Source organism: Antarctobacter jejuensis, from assembly GCF_052266595.1.
In the GTDB taxonomy this organism is placed as follows: Bacteria; Pseudomonadota; Alphaproteobacteria; order Rhodobacterales; family Rhodobacteraceae; genus Antarctobacter; species Antarctobacter jejuensis.
In genome coordinates, this window is record NZ_JBQQXJ010000019.1 from 65,768 (window position 1) to 82,580 (window position 16,813).

General features: G+C 62.2%; 18 protein-coding genes. 12 read left to right on the forward strand and 6 right to left on the reverse strand.

The genetic code is table 11. The features are described from left to right. Nucleotides 1–61: 61 nt before the first annotated feature. From ACTXGA_RS21005 to pedF, 4 genes are all read right to left on the reverse strand, one after another. Nucleotides 62–547: a (2Fe-2S)-binding protein gene (locus ACTXGA_RS21005; RefSeq protein ID WP_443396674.1), complete on the reverse strand. Its 486-nt coding sequence runs from the start codon at nt 545–547 to the stop codon at nt 62–64. 50 nt (nt 548–597) lie between these two features. After that, on the reverse strand, nt 598–1,122 hold the full coding sequence (locus tag ACTXGA_RS21010) for an SRPBCC family protein (protein WP_443396676.1): 525 nt from the start codon (nt 1,120–1,122) through the stop codon (nt 598–600). Nucleotides 1,123–1,184: 62 nt separating this feature from the next. After that, entirely contained in the window at nt 1,185–2,090 is a 906-nt protein-coding gene (locus ACTXGA_RS21015) for a substrate-binding periplasmic protein (RefSeq protein WP_443396678.1), read from the reverse strand. 1 nt (nt 2,091) lies between these two features. Then, nucleotides 2,092–2,775 (reverse strand): cytochrome c-550 PedF, encoded by a 684-nt coding sequence (gene pedF, locus ACTXGA_RS21020; RefSeq protein ID WP_443396680.1) that lies wholly within the window; start codon nt 2,773–2,775, stop codon nt 2,092–2,094. Nucleotides 2,776–2,932: 157 nt separating this feature from the next. On the opposite strand from pedF, the gene pedA1 reads away from it, so the two are divergent. The 4 genes from pedA1 to ACTXGA_RS21040 all read left to right on the forward strand — a co-directional run bounded on the left by pedA1 (nt 2,933) and on the right by ACTXGA_RS21040 (nt 6,113). After that, complete coding sequence (gene pedA1, locus ACTXGA_RS21025) at nt 2,933–4,093, forward strand: lanthanide ABC transporter ABC transporter substrate-binding protein PedA1 (protein WP_443396682.1); 1,161 nt, start codon at nt 2,933–2,935, stop codon at nt 4,091–4,093. Between the two features lie 11 nt (nt 4,094–4,104). Further along, complete coding sequence (locus ACTXGA_RS21030) at nt 4,105–5,091, forward strand: YVTN family beta-propeller repeat protein (RefSeq protein WP_443396683.1); 987 nt, start codon at nt 4,105–4,107, stop codon at nt 5,089–5,091. 35 nt (nt 5,092–5,126) lie between these two features. Next, a complete protein-coding gene (locus ACTXGA_RS21035) occupies nt 5,127–5,582 on the forward strand; it encodes a hypothetical protein (protein WP_443396684.1) in 456 nt (151 codons plus the stop codon). A 129-nt stretch (nt 5,583–5,711) separates the two neighbouring features. After that, complete coding sequence (locus tag ACTXGA_RS21040; protein ID WP_443396685.1) at nt 5,712–6,113, forward strand: c-type cytochrome; 402 nt, start codon at nt 5,712–5,714, stop codon at nt 6,111–6,113. A gap of 3 nt (nt 6,114–6,116) precedes the next feature. On the opposite strand, the gene ACTXGA_RS21045 is transcribed toward ACTXGA_RS21040, so the two are convergent. Beyond that, a complete protein-coding gene (locus ACTXGA_RS21045) occupies nt 6,117–6,659 on the reverse strand; it encodes a hypothetical protein (RefSeq protein WP_443396686.1) in 543 nt (180 codons plus the stop codon). Nucleotides 6,660–6,872: 213 nt separating this feature from the next. On the opposite strand from ACTXGA_RS21045, the gene ACTXGA_RS21050 reads away from it, so the two are divergent. The 7 genes from ACTXGA_RS21050 (at nt 6,873) to ACTXGA_RS21080 (ending at nt 14,785) form a co-directional block, all read left to right on the forward strand. Next, complete coding sequence (locus ACTXGA_RS21050) at nt 6,873–8,639, forward strand: PQQ-dependent methanol/ethanol family dehydrogenase (RefSeq protein WP_443396687.1); 1,767 nt, start codon at nt 6,873–6,875, stop codon at nt 8,637–8,639. Nucleotides 8,640–8,782: 143 nt separating this feature from the next. Beyond that, nucleotides 8,783–9,244, forward strand: coding sequence for a hypothetical protein (locus tag ACTXGA_RS21055; RefSeq protein WP_443396688.1), 462 nt, complete (start codon nt 8,783–8,785; stop codon nt 9,242–9,244). Then, a complete protein-coding gene (locus ACTXGA_RS21060; RefSeq protein ID WP_443396689.1) occupies nt 9,244–9,618 on the forward strand; it encodes a hypothetical protein in 375 nt (124 codons plus the stop codon). The genes ACTXGA_RS21055 and ACTXGA_RS21060 overlap by 1 nt, the downstream gene beginning before the upstream one ends. Nucleotides 9,619–9,706: 88 nt before the next feature. Next, nucleotides 9,707–10,492, forward strand: a complete 786-nt coding sequence (locus ACTXGA_RS21065) for an AIM24 family protein (RefSeq protein ID WP_443396690.1) — start codon at nt 9,707–9,709, stop codon at nt 10,490–10,492. Nucleotides 10,493–10,630: 138 nt separating this feature from the next. Next, nucleotides 10,631–11,329, forward strand: a complete 699-nt coding sequence (locus ACTXGA_RS21070) for a response regulator (protein WP_443396691.1) — start codon at nt 10,631–10,633, stop codon at nt 11,327–11,329. Between the two features lie 40 nt (nt 11,330–11,369). Further along, nucleotides 11,370–12,563 (forward strand): FIST N-terminal domain-containing protein, encoded by a 1,194-nt coding sequence (locus ACTXGA_RS21075; protein ID WP_443396692.1) that lies wholly within the window; start codon nt 11,370–11,372, stop codon nt 12,561–12,563. Then, nucleotides 12,560–14,785, forward strand: coding sequence for a hybrid sensor histidine kinase/response regulator (locus tag ACTXGA_RS21080; protein ID WP_443396693.1), 2,226 nt, complete (start codon nt 12,560–12,562; stop codon nt 14,783–14,785). The genes ACTXGA_RS21075 and ACTXGA_RS21080 overlap by 4 nt, the downstream gene beginning before the upstream one ends. Nucleotides 14,786–14,810: 25 nt before the next feature. Here the strand turns inward: ACTXGA_RS21080 and ACTXGA_RS21085 are convergent, their stop codons facing one another. Then, on the reverse strand, nt 14,811–16,034 hold the full coding sequence (locus ACTXGA_RS21085) for an efflux RND transporter periplasmic adaptor subunit (protein ID WP_443396694.1): 1,224 nt from the start codon (nt 16,032–16,034) through the stop codon (nt 14,811–14,813). A gap of 502 nt (nt 16,035–16,536) precedes the next feature. On the opposite strand from ACTXGA_RS21085, the gene ACTXGA_RS21090 reads away from it, so the two are divergent. Beyond that, the gene (locus ACTXGA_RS21090) at nt 16,537–16,785 is read left to right on the forward strand and encodes a hypothetical protein (RefSeq protein ID WP_443396695.1); all 249 of its coding nucleotides are present in this window, start codon (nt 16,537–16,539) and stop codon (nt 16,783–16,785) included. Nucleotides 16,786–16,813 lie beyond the last annotated feature (28 nt).

Below are 16,813 nucleotides of genomic sequence, written 5' to 3' on the forward strand. Positions count from 1 at the left end.
TGGATCTGAAACCCACCTTGCGGAAATCTGTTACGGGGCGGGGGTCCGCCGCGCGGTCAAATCACTCGGCGGCGATGCCGGACACGTCCTGACCGGATGCGGCCATGATCGCCTTGACGATGTTGTGGTAGCCGGTGCAGCGGCAGATGTTGCCTTCGAGGTGATCGCGCACCTCTGCCTCGGTCGGCTTGGGGTTGTTCTTGAGCAGGGCTGCCGCGCTCATGACCATGCCGGGGGTGCAAAATCCGCACTGCAGGCCGTGATGGTCCTGAAACGCCTGCTGGATCACGTTGAGCGAGCCATCGGCATTGGCCTGACCTTCGACGGTCGACACATCCGCGCCGTCCGCCTCACCGGCGAACATGGTGCAGGCCTTGACCAGATTGCCATCGACCAGAATGTTGCAGGCGCCGCATTGCGAGGTGTCACAGCCGACATGCGTGCCGGTCAACCGCAGCTCCTCGCGCAGGAAATCGGTCATCAGCGTATTGCCCTTGACCGACTTGGTGACGGATTTTCCGTTCACCGTCATCGTTACTTCTGCCATTGCTATCCTCCCTGGATAAAATCTTGTCTGGGTAACGCGAAGGGGTGCGGTCAGCCTTTGACCAGCCGCTTGAACCAGCCCTTCTTGTGATTCTCATCGCCATCTGCCGGCGGCGCGTCGGCCTCGCCCTCGGCAGGCGGCTCCAGCGCGTTCTGGAAATTGGTAAAGAACTGGTCGGCCATCTTCTTGGCAAAGCCGTCGATGATGCGGCTGCCCAGCTGCGCCAGCTTGCCGCCGACCTTGGCGTCGACCTCATAGGTCAGCAGGGTGCCGTTTTCCGTCTCGGCCAGATCGACCTTGGCGCCGCCCTTGGCGAAACCGGCGGCACCGCCCTTACCCTCGCCCGACATGGTGACGGAATTCGGCGGGTCCATGTCCGACATGGTCACCTGCCCCTTGAAGGTCGCCTTCACCGGGCCGACCTTTTGCACCACGGTCGCCTCGAATCCCTCTTCGGCGGATCCGGTCATCTCGGTACAGCCCGGAACGCAGGCTTTCAGCACCTCGGGGTTGAGGATCGCCGCCCACACCACGTCACGCGGTGCCGCGATCTCACGGCTGTCACTCATCTGCATAGGTCTACCCTCTCATCACATGGGCACGCGGTGGTGCCCTTGATCCCTGTCCGCCGTGGCAGTCAACGCTCCGGCGGTGTGAAACTCAACCCGTAGCTTTCGAAAATCGCGGCGATGCGCCCGTCCGAAAGCCCGGCAAAAATGGCGTCGTCGACCGCGTAGCCCAACGGACGATACCGAAAATTGACGCCGACACCCACGGTCCAGCTGCCGACGGAAAAGCCCGGCAGCGGCGGCTGATGCACGCCCAGCGCGTCCGTCAGCCCATAATCCAGTTGCGCGCGCGGCCCCATCGCCGCCTTGACCTCTCCGGCCTGCAGGGCCGCCATCGCCTCTGCCATTGTCGGAAAGCGGCGGATGTTGGCGCTCAGTTGCCCGCCCGCCAGCGAAGTCAGGTAGAAATCGGCGATCGAGTCGTTTTCCACCGCCACCGTATCAAAGCGGAAGTAGGCCGGAACCGGCTTTTCCTCTGGATAGGCATCGCGGCGATAGGCAATGGCGATGCTTTCCTTAGCGTATTGCCCGGTAAAGACCACCTGTTCGACCCGGCAGGTAAAGGCGCTGTCATAGGGCACGCGCAGCATGACATTGGCCACCCGGCCGCCCGTCACCGGGCCTTGCCAGACCCAGTTGCGCAGATCGGATTCCAGATTCTCTCCTGCGGCGACGAAACGGAACCGCGGCTCTACCCCCAGATCCTCGGCAATCAGCTTGCCGATCTCGATATCGACACCCCGTGGTTTGCCGCCTTCCTCATAGGAGTAGGGCGGGTAATCCTCGTAGACGGCAAAATCGATCCAGCCGCGCTCGATGATCACATCGAGTTCCTGACCAACGATGTCGCGGCTGGCGTTCTGGGGTTTGGGCTGCGGCACCCAGTCCTCGCAGCGCGCCTGCACCCCGCCCGCCAGCCCGACACAGAGGCCGAAACTCAGCAGGAAACCGGAGATGCGGCGCGCCAGGCTCATGTCAGTGCGCCGCCGACAGGCCGATGGTCAGCGCCTCGGCCGCCTTGCGATAGCCGTCCGCCGTGCCGTCGATCAGGGCAGAGGCGCGGTAGGGGGCCGAATCCGCCACCGGCGCACCGCTGAGCGTTTCGATGCCCGCGGCGATTTCATCCAGCTTGGCCTTCAGCGCATCGGCATCTCCGCCAGAGGGATCCGCGGCCAGCGCGTCCAGTTGATCCCTCAGGCCCTTCAATTCCGGGGTGGCCTCGGCGATCATCTCGTCATCGGGGCGCGCCTCGATATAGGTGCGGATTGCCCAAGCAGCCTTTTGGCCCAGAAGTTCGCCAAAGGCGGGCATCTTGGTGGTGCCGTTCTGGGTGTAGCCATGGATGAACCGCTCCATGTACCACTCATCGCCGTATTCCTCGGCCTCGAGGAAACGCAGGTCGGGCGCAAGCCCACCGGAAATCACCTCTAGCCCGTGGCAGCGGGCGCAGTTCTGGTTATAGCCGGAGGCGCCGATCTCGACGGCCTTCCAGTACACCTCGTCCCCCTGATCGCGGTAGGGGTTCTCGATCAGCCATTCCTCGCCCACGTCGGGCAGGGCGTCGGTGTTCACGGGCTGCGGGGCAACGTCACCATGCGACAGGGCCGCGGTGGCGCCCATCACGAATGCAAAGGTCCAGACGGTTGTCTTGCGGGTCATTGCAGTTTCCTCCTCTAGCGGTTGCCCTTCTCTTAGGAGGGCTGCCGCCTTTGCGGCTATTGGACCTAAGTCCTGAACCGCGCGGAACCTCTACCAAGGTCTAATAGCTGCCGCTTCGCCTGCCTATAACGTCATCGCCACGGGAGGAATTCGAGACATGATCACGCGCATCCTGGCCGCGCTTTTGCTGATGGCCTGCGCCGCATCGGCAGAGGTGTCGGTCACGGTTCACTATCTTCGGCAAGAGGTGGAACAGCCGCCCGTCCTGTCGAATCTGGACCCGGTGCCCGGGGACCTGGGACTGGCGGGCGCAAGGCTGGGCCTGAACGACAACGCCACCACGGGCCGATTCCTTGGCCAGAGCTACGCGCTGGAGGTGACAGAGGTGCCTCTGGACGGCGATCTGATGGCAGCGGCGCGCGCGGCGCTGGCGCAGTCCGATCTGATCGTCATGGACGCCCCCGCCGAGGCGCTGCTGCGCGTGGCCGACCTGCCGGAGGCGGCGGGCGCGCTGATCTTCAATGCCTCTGCCCCGGACCGCCGCCTGCGCGACACCGATTGCCGCGCCAATGTCCTGCACACCGCCGACAGCCACAGCATGCGCACCGACGCGCTGGCGCAATTCATGGTCAAACGGCGCTGGACCCGGCTGGCGCTGATCGAAGGCACCCACCCGGAAGACGCCGCCTTTGCCGAGGCCCTGCGCACCAGCCTGACCAAGTTCCAGCTGCGGCTGGTGTCGGAAAAGACATGGGCCTTCGACGCCGACATGCGCCGCAACGCCGCGCAGGAGGTGCCGCTGTTCACGCAGGACCTGAAGGATCATCACCTCCTGCTGATTGCCGACGAGATCCACGATTTCGGTCGCTACATCGCCTACAACACATGGGAGCCGCGCCCCGTGGCCGGCTCCGAAGGGCTGGTGCCGCAGGCCTGGTCGGGCGTGGTGGAACAATGGGGTGCCGCGCAGCTGCAATCGCGTTTCCATGACCTCGCGGGCCGTTCCATGCGCTCCCGCGATTATGCCGCCTGGGCCGCGCTGAGCACGATCGGAGAGGCGGTGACCCGCACCGGATCAGGCGACACGGACATCCTGCGCGGCTACATCCTCGGCCCGGAATTCGAACTGTCCGGCTTCAAGGGGCGTCCGCTGTCCTTCCGCCCGTGGAACGGCCAGCTGCGCCAGCCGATCCCCCTGGTCACCGAACGCGCCGTCGTGGCGCAGGCCCCGCTGGAGGGCTTTCTGCACCGCGTCAGCGAACTGGACACGCTTGGCCTCGATGAGCCGGAATCCAGATGCACCGCCTTTGGAAATTGAGGACATCCTTCATGTTTCTTCTCTTTGAAAATACGCAAAAAAAAGCTGCCGCCGCTCTGTTGTCCCTGGCCTGCATGGGGACGGCCGTCATGGCAGAGGAAATCTGGGTCACCAATGAAAAGGACGACACGATCAGCGTGATCGACGTCGCAACGCTGGAGGTGGTGCGCACCATCCCCACCGGCGAGCGCCCGCGCGGAATCACCTTTTCGCACGATCACAAGGTCGTCTACATCTGCGCCTCTGACAGCGACACGGTGCAGGTGATGGACCCGGAAACCGGCAAGGTCTTGCATGATCTGCCCTCGGGCGAAGACCCCGAACAGTTTGTGCTGCACCCGGACAACCGGCACCTCTACATCGCCAATGAGGATGACGCGATCACCACCGTCGTGGACGTGGAACAGCGCATCGTCGTGGCGCAGATCGACGTGGGCATCGAACCGGAGGGCATGGCCGTGTCCCCGGATGGCAAATACGCCATCACCACGTCTGAAACCACCAACATGGCGCATTGGATCGACACCGAAACGCAGCAACTGGTCGCCAATACGCTGGTCGATTCGCGCCCCCGCCACGCCGAATTCACCAAGGAAGGGACCCAGCTTTGGGTCTCGGCCGAGATCGGCGGAACGGTCTCTGTCTTTGACGTGGACAGCAAGGCGGAACTGGCCAAGATCGAATTTGCGGTCAAGGGCGTGCACCCCGACCGCGTGCAGCCGGTTGGATTCGAATTCACCGAGGATGAAAAGACCGCCTTTGTGGCACTTGGCCCGTCGAACCACGTCGCCGTGGTCAACGCCGAGAGCTACGAGGTCGAGGACTACATCCTTGTGGGCCGCCGTGTCTGGCACATGGCCTTCAACAACGACAAGTCGCTGCTGTTCACCACCAATGGCGTGTCCGGCGATGTGACCGTGATCGACGTGGCCAGCCGCAAACCGATCAAGACCATCAAGGTGGGCCGTTTTCCCTGGGGCGCGGCCTTGCGCCCCTGACCCCCAGACGGACCACAGTTTCGGGAGGACCCAAAATGACATTACTTCGCCTGCTGGCCGCCAGCGCCACCCTTGCCGCCCTGCCCTTTGCCGCCATCGCGGATGATGACGACGACAAAGTGACCTTTGGCATGGCGGGCATCCTGTCCGCCAAGAACAAGCAGGACCTGCCCCCCATCATCCTGAGCGCCGGGGTGCCGATTTCCGAAGCCCCTTGGGAGCTGAAGTCCGGCACCTATTACGAATTCGAGATCGAGGCAGACGGCAGTCAGGAGCTGGCGCTGGTGGGGCCGGAGTTCTTTCGCGCCATCTGGATCGACGAGATCGTCATCGAGGGGCTGGAAATTCGCCCCCTTGGTCTCGATTCGGTTGAATTCGATGAGGCCGGGACGATGGAGATCGGTTTTCTCGCGATCAAGCCGGGCACCTATTACATGAAGATCCCTGGCTCGACCGGCGAAACGCAGCGGATCGAGATCACCATCAAATGACTCCTCTGCCGGGGGCGCCCCTGACCGCCCCCGGCGCATACGACCAAAGCAGCGGCTGGAATCCCCGCGCCTTGGGGTAAGGATCACGCCACGGGACCCGGGAAACGCGCCGCTCTTGGGAGACCAGACATGAAGACCGCCCTGATCCTCGCCGCCGCGCTGTTCGCGGCCCCGGCCTGTGCCGACACCTTCGAGGAGATCAAGATTTCCGCCGGCAAGGCGCTGTTCGACAGCGAATGCCGCCGTTGCCACGCCGTGGACGCGCAGGATGCCTCTTACGGGCCGCCGCTGGAAAACGTCGTTGGCCGCGCTGCGGGCAGCTATGAAGGCTATGATTATTCCATCGCGCTGGAGGCCAGCGGCATCGTCTGGACCCCGGCCGCCCTGCGCGCCTGGATGGAAGACAACGACGGTTTCATGCCCGGCACCAAGATGCGCCATGTGGGGATCGAGGACCGCACCGTGCAGGATTTCATCCTGTCCTACCTTGTCAGCATCACCACGCAGGACAACACCGCGATTTCCGACTGATCGCTATTCGATGACCAGAACGGGCAGCCAGTGGCTGCCCGGATCGCTCTGCTCCAGATCGACATCGCGCAGGGGCCGCATCACGCCCTCTGCCGGGGGCACCGCAAGCAAGCCCATATCCATTTCATGCAGACGCCCAACCAGCCGGCCCTCTTCTTCCGTCAGCCGGTAGTAGACCCCGTTCCACATATCGATGCCGTAGTCGCTGGCCCCTTTCCAGAGGAACAGAAAGTCATACTCCAGGTCGGTCAGATCCTCCGGCCCGACCTGCCGCGCGATAGGATAGGGATAGGGCACATGGCACCAGTGTTTGTCCGGCCCTTCCAGACATTTGAACGGACGCATCGACAGGAAGTGATCGGTGAACGGCGCAGCCTGCATGGTCACTGAATACCGACCCTCCGCGTCAAAGCTCACATCCGCGATGTGCTGTCTGTGACCCTGCGCATCCTCCAGATAGACCGCGCGCGATCCGGTCAGCGGTTGCGCCACAAGGACCGGGGGAATCAGCAGCGCCGCAGCGCAGATCAGGACAAGGCGTGACATGCGAATCAGGGTAATCGTCCCGCCCCTTCCCGCGCATACGACCATGGTCGCAACCCGGCGCAGGCACCCGGAATTGCACACGTTTGTCAAGGCCGTCAGGGGCGTACGACCTTTGTGTAATACCTCTGACGCGGTGTTCCTAGAATACTGATCGCGGCGCCCGGGAGGGGCGCGTGAACGCACGTCGCCTGGGCGATGAAGGGAGGGAACCTCATGAACCGATTTATCCTGGCAGCGACCGCCAGCATCCTGCTAGCCGGTACCGCAGCCACCGCACAGGTCTCCGAGGCCGATCTGGCCGATGACCAGAACATCACCACGCAGGTCGTGACCAACGGCATGGGCCGTCACCTGCAGCGCTACAGCCCGCTGGACACGCTGAACAAGGACAACGTCAAGTTCCTGCAGGCGTCGTGGGCCTTCAGCTTTGGCGGCGAAAAGCAGCGCGGACAGGAAGCACAGCCGCTGATCTATGACGGCGTGATGTATGTCACCGGGTCTTATTCGCGTCTCTATGCCATCGACGTGATGACCGGCGAAGAGCTGTGGCAGTACGACGCCCGCCTGCCCGAAGGCATCCTGCCCTGCTGCGACGTCATCAACCGTGGTGCCGCGATCTATGGCGACAAGGTCATCTTCGGCACGCTGGACGCGCGCCTCGTGGCCCTGAACAAGGACACCGGCGATGTCGTCTGGCGCGACAAGATCGCCGACTACAAGGCGGGTTACTCCTACACCGCCGCGCCGCTGATCGTGGACGGCCTTGTGATCACCGGCAACTCTGGCGGTGAATTCGGCATCGTCGGCACCGTGCAGGCCCGCAACGTCGAAAACGGCGATCTGGTCTGGGAACGCCCGGTTATCGAAGGTCACATGGGCATGCTGAACGGCGAACCCTCGACCATGACCGGCGAATTGAACGCGACATGGCCGGGCGACATGTGGAAGACCGGCGGCGGCGCGACATGGCTGGGCGGGTCCTATGACGAACGCACCGATACGCTGATCTTCGGCGCGGGCAACCCGGCGCCGTGGAACAGCTGGCTGCGCGACGCAGGTCAGGACAACACCGGCAAGGGCGACAACCTCTACGCCGCCAGCCGCATCGGCATCGACCCCAAGACCGGCGAGATCAAGTGGCACTTCCAGACCACCCCGCGCGAAGGCTGGGACTATGACGGCGTGAACGAAGTGGTCGCCTACAACGACCGCGACGGCAACCAGCGTCTGGCCACCGCAGACCGCAACGGCTTCTTCTACGTGCTGGACGCGGCTGACGGCGGCTTTGTGCGCGGTGTGCCCTTCGTCAAGGATATCACATGGGCCTCCGGCCTTGATGAGAACGGCCGCCCGATCTTTAACGAGGACAACCGCCCCGGCGACCCGACCGCCGCCGCCGACGGCAAGAAAGGCGAAGTGATCTTTGCCTCGCCCTCCTTCCTGGGTGGCAAGAACTGGATGCCGATGGCCTTCAGCCAGAACACCGGCAACTTCTACGTGCCGTCCAACGAATGGGGCATGGATATCTGGAACGAGCCGATCACCTACAAGAAGGGTGCGGCCTATCTGGGTGCCGGTTTCACCATCAAGCCGAACTACGAGGATCACATCGGGTCTCTCAAGGCGATCGACCCCGACACCGGCGAACTGGTGTGGGAATACAAGAACGAGGCCCCGCTCTGGGGTGGCGTGATGACCACCGCGGGTGGCCTTGTCTTCACCGGCACGCCCGAGGGCAAGTTCCTTGCGCTGGATGACGCCACCGGCGAGGTTCTGTGGTCCTTCCAGACCGGCTCCGGCATCGTGGGCCAGCCCGTGACCTGGGAAATGGACGGCGAGCAGTATGTCTCGATCGTGTCCGGCTGGGGCGGCGCGGTTCCGCTCTGGGGTGGTGAGGTTGCCAGCAAGGTGAACTACCTCAACCAGGGTGGCACCGTCTGGACCTTCAAGCTGCCCAAGGAACTGGCCAGCATGCAGTGATCTGACCCCGTGGTCTGACAGAGAGGGCGTCCCGCGGGGCGCCCTTTTTCTTTTCGCCACAAAGTCGCTCTATCCCGTCTTGCCGAAAACATGTTTTTATGATCAGATTGAAAAGTGTTTTGAAGATCAGATTGAGATAGAACTTGGATTTATTGTCCACCTTGTCGATTGGCGGATCCGTAGCATCACTTGTTGGAATGTTGGTTTCTCTCCAACAAGCTAAGAGCGCTCGTAGAGCGAGTAACGAAGCAAAATCAGTCTTTGTCAGGGTGCAGTTGACGTCGATAACCGAGCGTTTGAAGGCAGCTCAAGAGCATATTCGCGAAATTGAACCGTCAAAGCTGGGAAAGCGCGGCTTCAATCCAGGCGCCAAAGTGGATTTAATTAGACGAGAATTTGATACCGCACTGAGCTCACTTCCAAAATCCGGAGTCGGAAGCGCATCTCGCGAAGTTTTATTCAGCGCACAGGCCATCCTTAATTCATACAACTCCTCTATTTCGAATACGCCTTCTGATACAGACTGGCAGAAGCTGCAAATAAGCGTGCAAAATGCCATTTCCGAACTATCTTCAGAAGCCACAAACTCGAGCGAGCGCGGATAATGGACAACGAGCACGAAGAACTTCTGAGGAAACTATCTTACCAAGTATCAATCCTTGGTCAAACCATAGACTATGATAAATATCCCGTTGAGTCGCTCATCATATCGTTCGACTGGGGCCGCAATGACTTAGACAAGGCTCATGATATTTTTGAGAAATGGCAACGAAAAATCGAGGGTGGTGGTCACATGTCCAATACTCTATTCGAGGCCGACTTTGAGCGTGAACTTGGCATTACTTACCAAGGGTTGAAATCCATAATCTTGGCCTTCTATAGAAACGAGCAATGGACGGATGTATGCGAGTCCTACGTGGATAGCTTTGGAAAATCTCCATCGGTCGAGCTACTTGAAGTGAAACGCAGAAGACGTTGAAATAACGAAGCACTTCTGGACTTCGCTCGTCCCGCCAGTCTAGCCTCTGCCCCATTCCCTTTGGCCATTATCAGAGAGGCAAATTGCCATGCAGTGCCATGAAGTTGACTATGAAATTTTCGGCGACGACATGCAGATTGTCGAGGTGGAGCTGGACCCCGCCGAGGTCGTGATCGCCGAGGCCGGTGCCATGAATTACATGGATGACGGCATCGGGTTCGAGACCCGTCTGGGCGATGGCGCGCGCCCGTCGCGCGGCATCATGGATTCGCTGATGAACGTCGGCAAACGCGTGCTGACGGGCGAATCGATCTTCATGACCCATTTCACCAATAACGGTCAGGGCAAGAAGCGCGTGGCCTTTGCCGCGCCCTATCCGGGCAGGATCATTCCCGTGAACATGGCGGAAATGGGTGGCGAGCTGATTTGCCAGAAGGACGCCTTTCTCTGCGCCGCCTTCGGCACCACCACCGGCATCGCCTTTCAGCGCAAGCTGGGGGCCGGGTTCTTTGGCGGTGAAGGGTTCATCCTGCAGCGCCTGAACGGCGATGGCATGGCCTTTATTCATATCGGCGGCACGGTCATCCGGCGGGAACTGCAACCCGGCGAGGTGCTGCGTGTCGATACCGGCTGTCTGGCGGCCATGACGAGCGGCGTCGAGTATGACATCGAACGGGCCGGAAATCTCAAATCGATGGTGTTCGGGGGAGAAGGGATCTTTCTGGCCACCCTGCGCGGCCCCGGCACCGTGTTCCTGCAAAGCCTGCCGTTTTCCCGGCTGGCCGACCGCGTCCTGCGCGCCGCCGGTCCCGGCGGCAGCAAGGGCGAGGGATCGGTGCTGGGCGGATTGGGCGACATGTTCGGCGACAGGTAAACCGCCCGCGACACTGTCCCGGCCATTTTCGGCCGGGGCCTGCCGCCACTAAGACCTTAGCACAGGTGCCGATCCGCTGGCGCTTTGCTACCATCCTCCGGTATATCAAGTGATGCGCGTTTTACTGGGAGGAGAACGTTGTCAGAGACCGATCAAGTACGGCGCTTCGCCTCCGCGCTCATCGTTGATGATCACCCGCTGTTCTGCGATGCGCTGTCGATGACGCTGAAAACCGTGGCCGGGATCGAGGATATCCAGACCGCCAGCCTGCTGTCCGATGCCCTTGTCGCGCTGGACTCCGGCGCGCGACCGGATGTTGTGGTGCTGGACCTCAACCTGCCGGACGTGAACGGGCTGGACGGTTTGATCCGGCTGAAGACCGCCGCCGGTGGCATTCCCATCGTCGTCGTGTCCTCGATGGCCGATAACCGCATGGTCAGTTCGGTGATGCGCGCGGGCGCCAAGGGGTTTGTACCCAAGCACAGCCAGCGGAGCGTCTTTCGGCAAGCCTTTGACGCGCTGTCGCAGGATCAGACCTTTTTGCCAGAGGGGTTTGTCGAGGTGGCCGACGCCTCGCAGCAGGGGGATGACCGGCAGGACGCGGTGTCACGGCTTGCAACCCTGACAAACCAGCAGGCGCGCATCCTGCAATTGATCTGCGAAGGCAAGCTGAACAAGCAGATCGCCTATGACCTGTCGATCGCCGAAACCACCGTCAAGGCGCATGTCACCGCGATCATGCGCAAGCTGGGCGTGCAGAGCCGGACACAGGCCGTGCTGATCGCCGGTGAGGCCAGCTTTGCAAGCCTCTTGCCAAGACAGGCCGACCCCTCTTAACCTTTGCGGCCAATGACAGAACACCGGGGGAGGAGACCCGATGGACGGAGGACCTTCTCCGTCCGCGGGGGGTGTCGATGCTGACGCCGTTCTGCGGACCGCGCATGCCGATCTGGATGCGCCGAACCTGATAGACGATCTTGTGGCGCAACTGGGCGATGGTCCTTTTGCGCTGGTGGTGCTGTTTTCCGGGCCGGATGCCGGGTTTCCGGCGATGATCGCAGAGGTGTCGACCCGGTTCGGCACGGCCCCCGTCATGGCCTGCACCACCGCCGGGGAGCTGGCGATGGGCTGCGGCTATCGCGAAAATTCGGTGGTGGCCGTGGCCTTTCCCGAACGCTGCTTCGAATCCGAGGTCGTTCTGTTCGAAAACCTTGGCGACTGGGAAATGCAGGACCTGTCTCAGACGACGATCCGCGCCCGCGCAGCGCTGGCCGAACGCAGGCCGGACATGGCCTATGAATTTGCCTTTCTCGTGGTCGATGGCCTCTCCCTTCAGGAGGACAAGCTGGCCTCTTCGCTGACGGCGGGGCTTGGCGCTGTGCAGTTGTTCGGCGGCTCTGCCGGGGACGGGGTGCAGTTCGAACACACCTACGTCGCTCTGGACGGGCACACCTATGAACGCGCCGCGGTGCTGGCGCTGGTTCGCAGCCGCTGCCGGGTGCGGGTGTTCACCCTGAACCATTTCACGCCGACCTCGTTGCGCATGGTTGTGACCAGCGCCGATCCTTCACGCCGTCTGGTCCACCAGATCAACGCCGAACCCGCCGCGCGGGAACTGGGCCGCCTGCTGGGCAAGGACCCCGAGCAGATCGACACCTTCACCTTTGCCGACAATCCGATGGTTGTCCGCCTAGGCGGCAGCCACCACGTCCGCGCCATCAAGCGGGTGACAGGGGATGGCGATCTGGAATTCTTTTCCGCAATCGACGAAGGGCTGGTGCTGACACTGGCCGAGGCAGATCACATCGTTGACCATCTGGATGCCCAGCTTTCGGCGCTGACGGATGCGCAGGATGGTCCACCCGTAGGCATTCTTGCCTGCGATTGCATCCTGCGCCGCATAGAGGCAGAGAAGAAGCAGCAAAAACGCCCGCTCGACTCGGTCCTTGCGCGGCACCGTGTTACCGGGTTTTCAACTTACGGCGAACAAATCAACGGCATGCACGTGAACCAGACCATGACCGGCGTCGCGATCTATGCCCCCGATGACGGGCTCTGCGACGAGACATGACGCATTACCTGATCGATCCCTCCGATCCGATCGAGCGGCAGAACGACAAGCTCTTGCAGATCGCCGAGGCCCTGATGCGCCGGGTCGAACAGGACACGGACCATTCCGGCGCCGCCTATGCCCAGTTCGAACGCGCCGCGATGCTGGAAGATCAGGTGCGCCAGCGGACCCGCGATCTGGAACAGACGCTGGACCTGCTGAACCAGTCCAATGCCGCGCTGGGCCGCGCCAAACACGATGCCGAAGAGGCGCGCAAGAACCTTGCCAACGCGATCGAGGCGGTCCAGCAGGGGTTCGCCCTGTTCGACAGCCAGGATTGTCTGGTGATGTGGAACAGCCGGTTCAGCCTGCAACTGCATGACGTGCAGCCACATCTGAAGGTCGGCCTGCCCTTTGCGGACTTCGTCAAGGCCGTGTCCGAGAGCCGGTTCCTTGAACTGCCGCAGCATATCGGACCGGAACAATGGGCCGAACAGCGCTGGCGGCGGCACAAGGATCTGCACGCGATTTTCAACGTGCGTCTGATCTGGGACCGATGGTTGCAGGTGTCGGAGCACCGGACGCCCGATGGCGGCACCGTGGTGTTGCAGACCGACGTGACCGACATCATGCGGCTGGAACGGCAGGAACGCGGCAAGCTGCTGGACAGTCAGGCGCGGATGCTGCGGGCGACGCTGGATCACCTGAACCAAGGGGTCTGCATCTTTGACAAGGACGCCCGGCTGGTCGGCTGGAATACCCGCATCAGCGACATGCTGTCGATGCCCGTTTCACTGCTGCGGCTGGGCATGGGGTTCGACCGTCTGATCGACCAGATGCAGACCCGGTTCGATGCCGGAGGCCTGACCACGCAGGACCTGAAAGCCTGGGCGCATCTGGAGACCGGACGGCGGCCCATGCGGTTCGAGATCCGCACAGAGACAGACATCACGCTGGACGTCTTTGCGCAGGAGATGCCGGATCGGGGTTTCGTGATTTCCTTCACCGATGTGTCCGCCGAACGACAGGCCGCGCGGGCGCTGGCCGAGGCGAACGAACTGCTGGAACGGCGCGTGATGGAACGCACGCTGGAACTTGAAGACGCGCTGGAAACGGCGGAGCGCGCCAATGCCTCCAAGTCGCGCTTTGTTGCGGCGGCCAGCCATGACCTGCTGCAACCGCTCTCTGCCGCCAAACTGTACATGTCGGCGATTTCCGAAAGCGCCGAGGATCCGCAGGCGGTGCAGGCCGCCGCCAAGGCGTTGAACGCACTGGGCAGTGTCGAAAGCATCATCGACGCGCTTCTGGACATTTCCAAGCTGGACAGCGGTGCGGCCAGCCTCGATATCACGGCCGTTTCGGTCGAAAAGCTGATGCTGGGGCTGCGGGACGAATTTGCCCCTCTGGCCGCGCTCAAGGGGCTGGACCTGCGGGTGGTGCCGGCATCGGGCAGTGTCGCCAGCGATCCGGGGTTCCTGCGGCGCATCCTGCAGAACCTGATCGCCAATGCCATCCGCTACACCGACAGCGGCAAGGTTCTTGTCGGCACGCGGCGTCAGGGCAGCGCCCTGCGGTTCGAGGTCTGGGACACCGGGCCGGGCATTGCCGAGGCGGATCAAGAACGGATCTTCCGAGAGTTCGAGCGGCTGGATTCCTTTACCAGCGCAAACGAAGGGCTGGGTCTTGGGCTGGCCATCGTCGAACGCGCCTGCGCGCAGTTGCGACATCCGATGGGCGTACAATCCACCGTCGGGCGCGGCACGCGGTTCTTCTTTTCGGCACAGCGCGCGGGCGGCCCCCAGTCGATGCCCTCGATCCCGAAGGCGGCAGTGGGTCGTCAAAGGCTCAAGGACAGCGGTTTGATCGTGATGCTGGTGGAAAACGACGCCGAATTGCGCCGCGCCCTGTGCCTGCTGATCGAACGCTGGGGCGGCAGCGTTCTGGACGTTGGCACCGCCGAAGAGGCCCGCGCCCTGCTGAGCGATATCGGCATTCTGCCCGACGCCATGCTGGCGGATTATCACCTTGGCAAGGGGTTGGACGGTCTGTCGCTGGTGCGGCAAATGCGGGTGCAGGATCCCAAACTGCCGGCGCGGGTCATGTCCGCCAACCGCTCATCCGAACTGCAGAAACTGTGTGAGGGCGCGCAGGTGGGATTGATGACCAAGCCGATCGACACGGAGGAGTTGGAGGCCTTTCTCTACTCCGCCGCGATCAGCGGGACCATGCCCGCCGCCGAATGACGGCGGGCGGGTGATCCCGGCCGCTCTAGTCCAGGCGCACACTCTTTCCCGGGGCCATGTCGATGCCGGTGCGCGTGACCAGCAGGCGTCCGTCAGCTCCGGGAATCCGGACCAGCGCCTGTCGGGCGGACAGGCGCAGGATTTCGACCGGCACCAATTCAAGTTGAAGCGCCGCTTCATCGACAAGGTAGACCGCATCCTCGGGCGTCAACGCGTCGACCGGGATTTCAAAGGTATCCTCTTTGGCGGGCAGCAGGGTTTCGACCTCCACCGCCTCGTTCAGGAACATGTCGGGCGCGCAGGCGTCATCCACCTCGATGGTGGCCTTGACGAACTGGTTTTCCAGATCGGCCTCAGTGTCAAAGCGGGTAAAGACGCCGTTGCAGATCTGCCCGTTCACCCGCGCAATCCGCACGTCAGAGGCCACGGCGATGCCGGATTCTGCGGTGGCGGACAGGCGGCTGATCTGGATATAGACCTCGACCGACTTTTCGTTGGGCGCATAGATCTGTGCGGCCCGCTCGCCCTCCTGCACACAGTCACCGAGGTTGGTTTCGAAGCCGACAAGAACCCCGTCGAACGGCGCGGTCAGCACCAGCATGTCATGGGCCAGTTTCGCGGTCTGCAGGTCCAGCGTGCCGATCTCATGCGCGATTTCGGCCCGGCGCTTGGCTGCGCGGGCGGTGGCGATGGCCTCTTGCGCACGGTCGGCGGCAAAGCGCGCCTCCATGAACCGGCGCTCGACGCCCTCCATCGTGGTCTCATTGATCAGGCCACGGCCGAACATAGTGCTGTTGCGTTCGTATTCCGCCGTCGTCAGTTCCAGTTCCTGCTGCCGTCGTTTGTCATCGGCCAGGGCCGCCTGAATCGCCAATTCCCGCTCTTCGATCTGGGCCTGAAGCTCGGCAACCCGCGCCTCTGCCGTGCGCAGGGCAAGGGCGGAGCGCTTGTCATCCAGACGCACCAGAACCTGCCCGGCCGAGGCCACTCGCGCACGCTTGGCCTGTTCGGACACCTCGACCACGCAGCCGCGCGCCTCATACGACAGGCCGGAAATGTCGCTGGCCTGAACGGTGCCAAAGAAAGTGTCGGTGGACATCGCCTGCTGCGCCTCCAGCCTGACGGTCGCCACCGGCAAGGCATCGTCCTGCGCAAAGGCCGGGACAGTCGGCATCATCATCGCGGCAAGAATCGCGCCAAGAACAAGTCCCCGGCATGGTCCCGATCTCTTGAATTGGAAGTCATGCATTATCCGGTTTCCTCTTCCCTGTCTTGCGCCCAAGGCGCTGCCCGTGGTGCGCTTTCCGCCACCCTGACGGATAGCATTCAACATAGTGCCCGGGCCCTCCGCGGCGATTGTCCCGGTTTATGGCTGAAAAGCCAGTACCAAGGTTGTGCGGGCCAAACGGTCTCACGCAGTTGTCAGGAATTGGCGCAGGAGAATCGCCTGTTTCAAATCCCGCTTTTCCGGGGAACTCGCCTTTAGAAAGAATGTCTTCTTTGTGGCGGGCTGTCACAATGGTGAGTTTGCGTGGCCGAATTGGGGCCAATTCATGATCTCGCAACCTGAGATTGAATCAATTTAACTGACTGTTTACATTGAATTTTGCCGAATTTTAGTTGCAAATAAATCATCATTCTCCGGGATCCGCGATGCCAGGCGTCCGCATTTCTTCGGAAAGTTTGGAGCGCTATGGGAATGCCGATACTCTGCAACCTGTAATAGAAAACCGCTACCCACGAGGCACTATATGGAATCCCGTAAGGAATTGGACGAAGGTCCTGTGGACCTCGCCAAAAGACGTGCGCTTGCGAAATACGCACGGACTATCACCGGCATGAGCGTCGTCGCCCTGACCGCGGTAGAAGCCGTTGGCGCGGCAAACGCCTACACAGTCACCACCGTGCCCGGAGCAGGCGGAGGCTTTGGTCCGGGCGGCGGGTTTGGCGCACCGGGTGGCCCGTGGGGGGCGCCGGGTGGCCCGAAAGGCACACCGTAACTGGTGCTTTGCACTGAAGAACACGGGG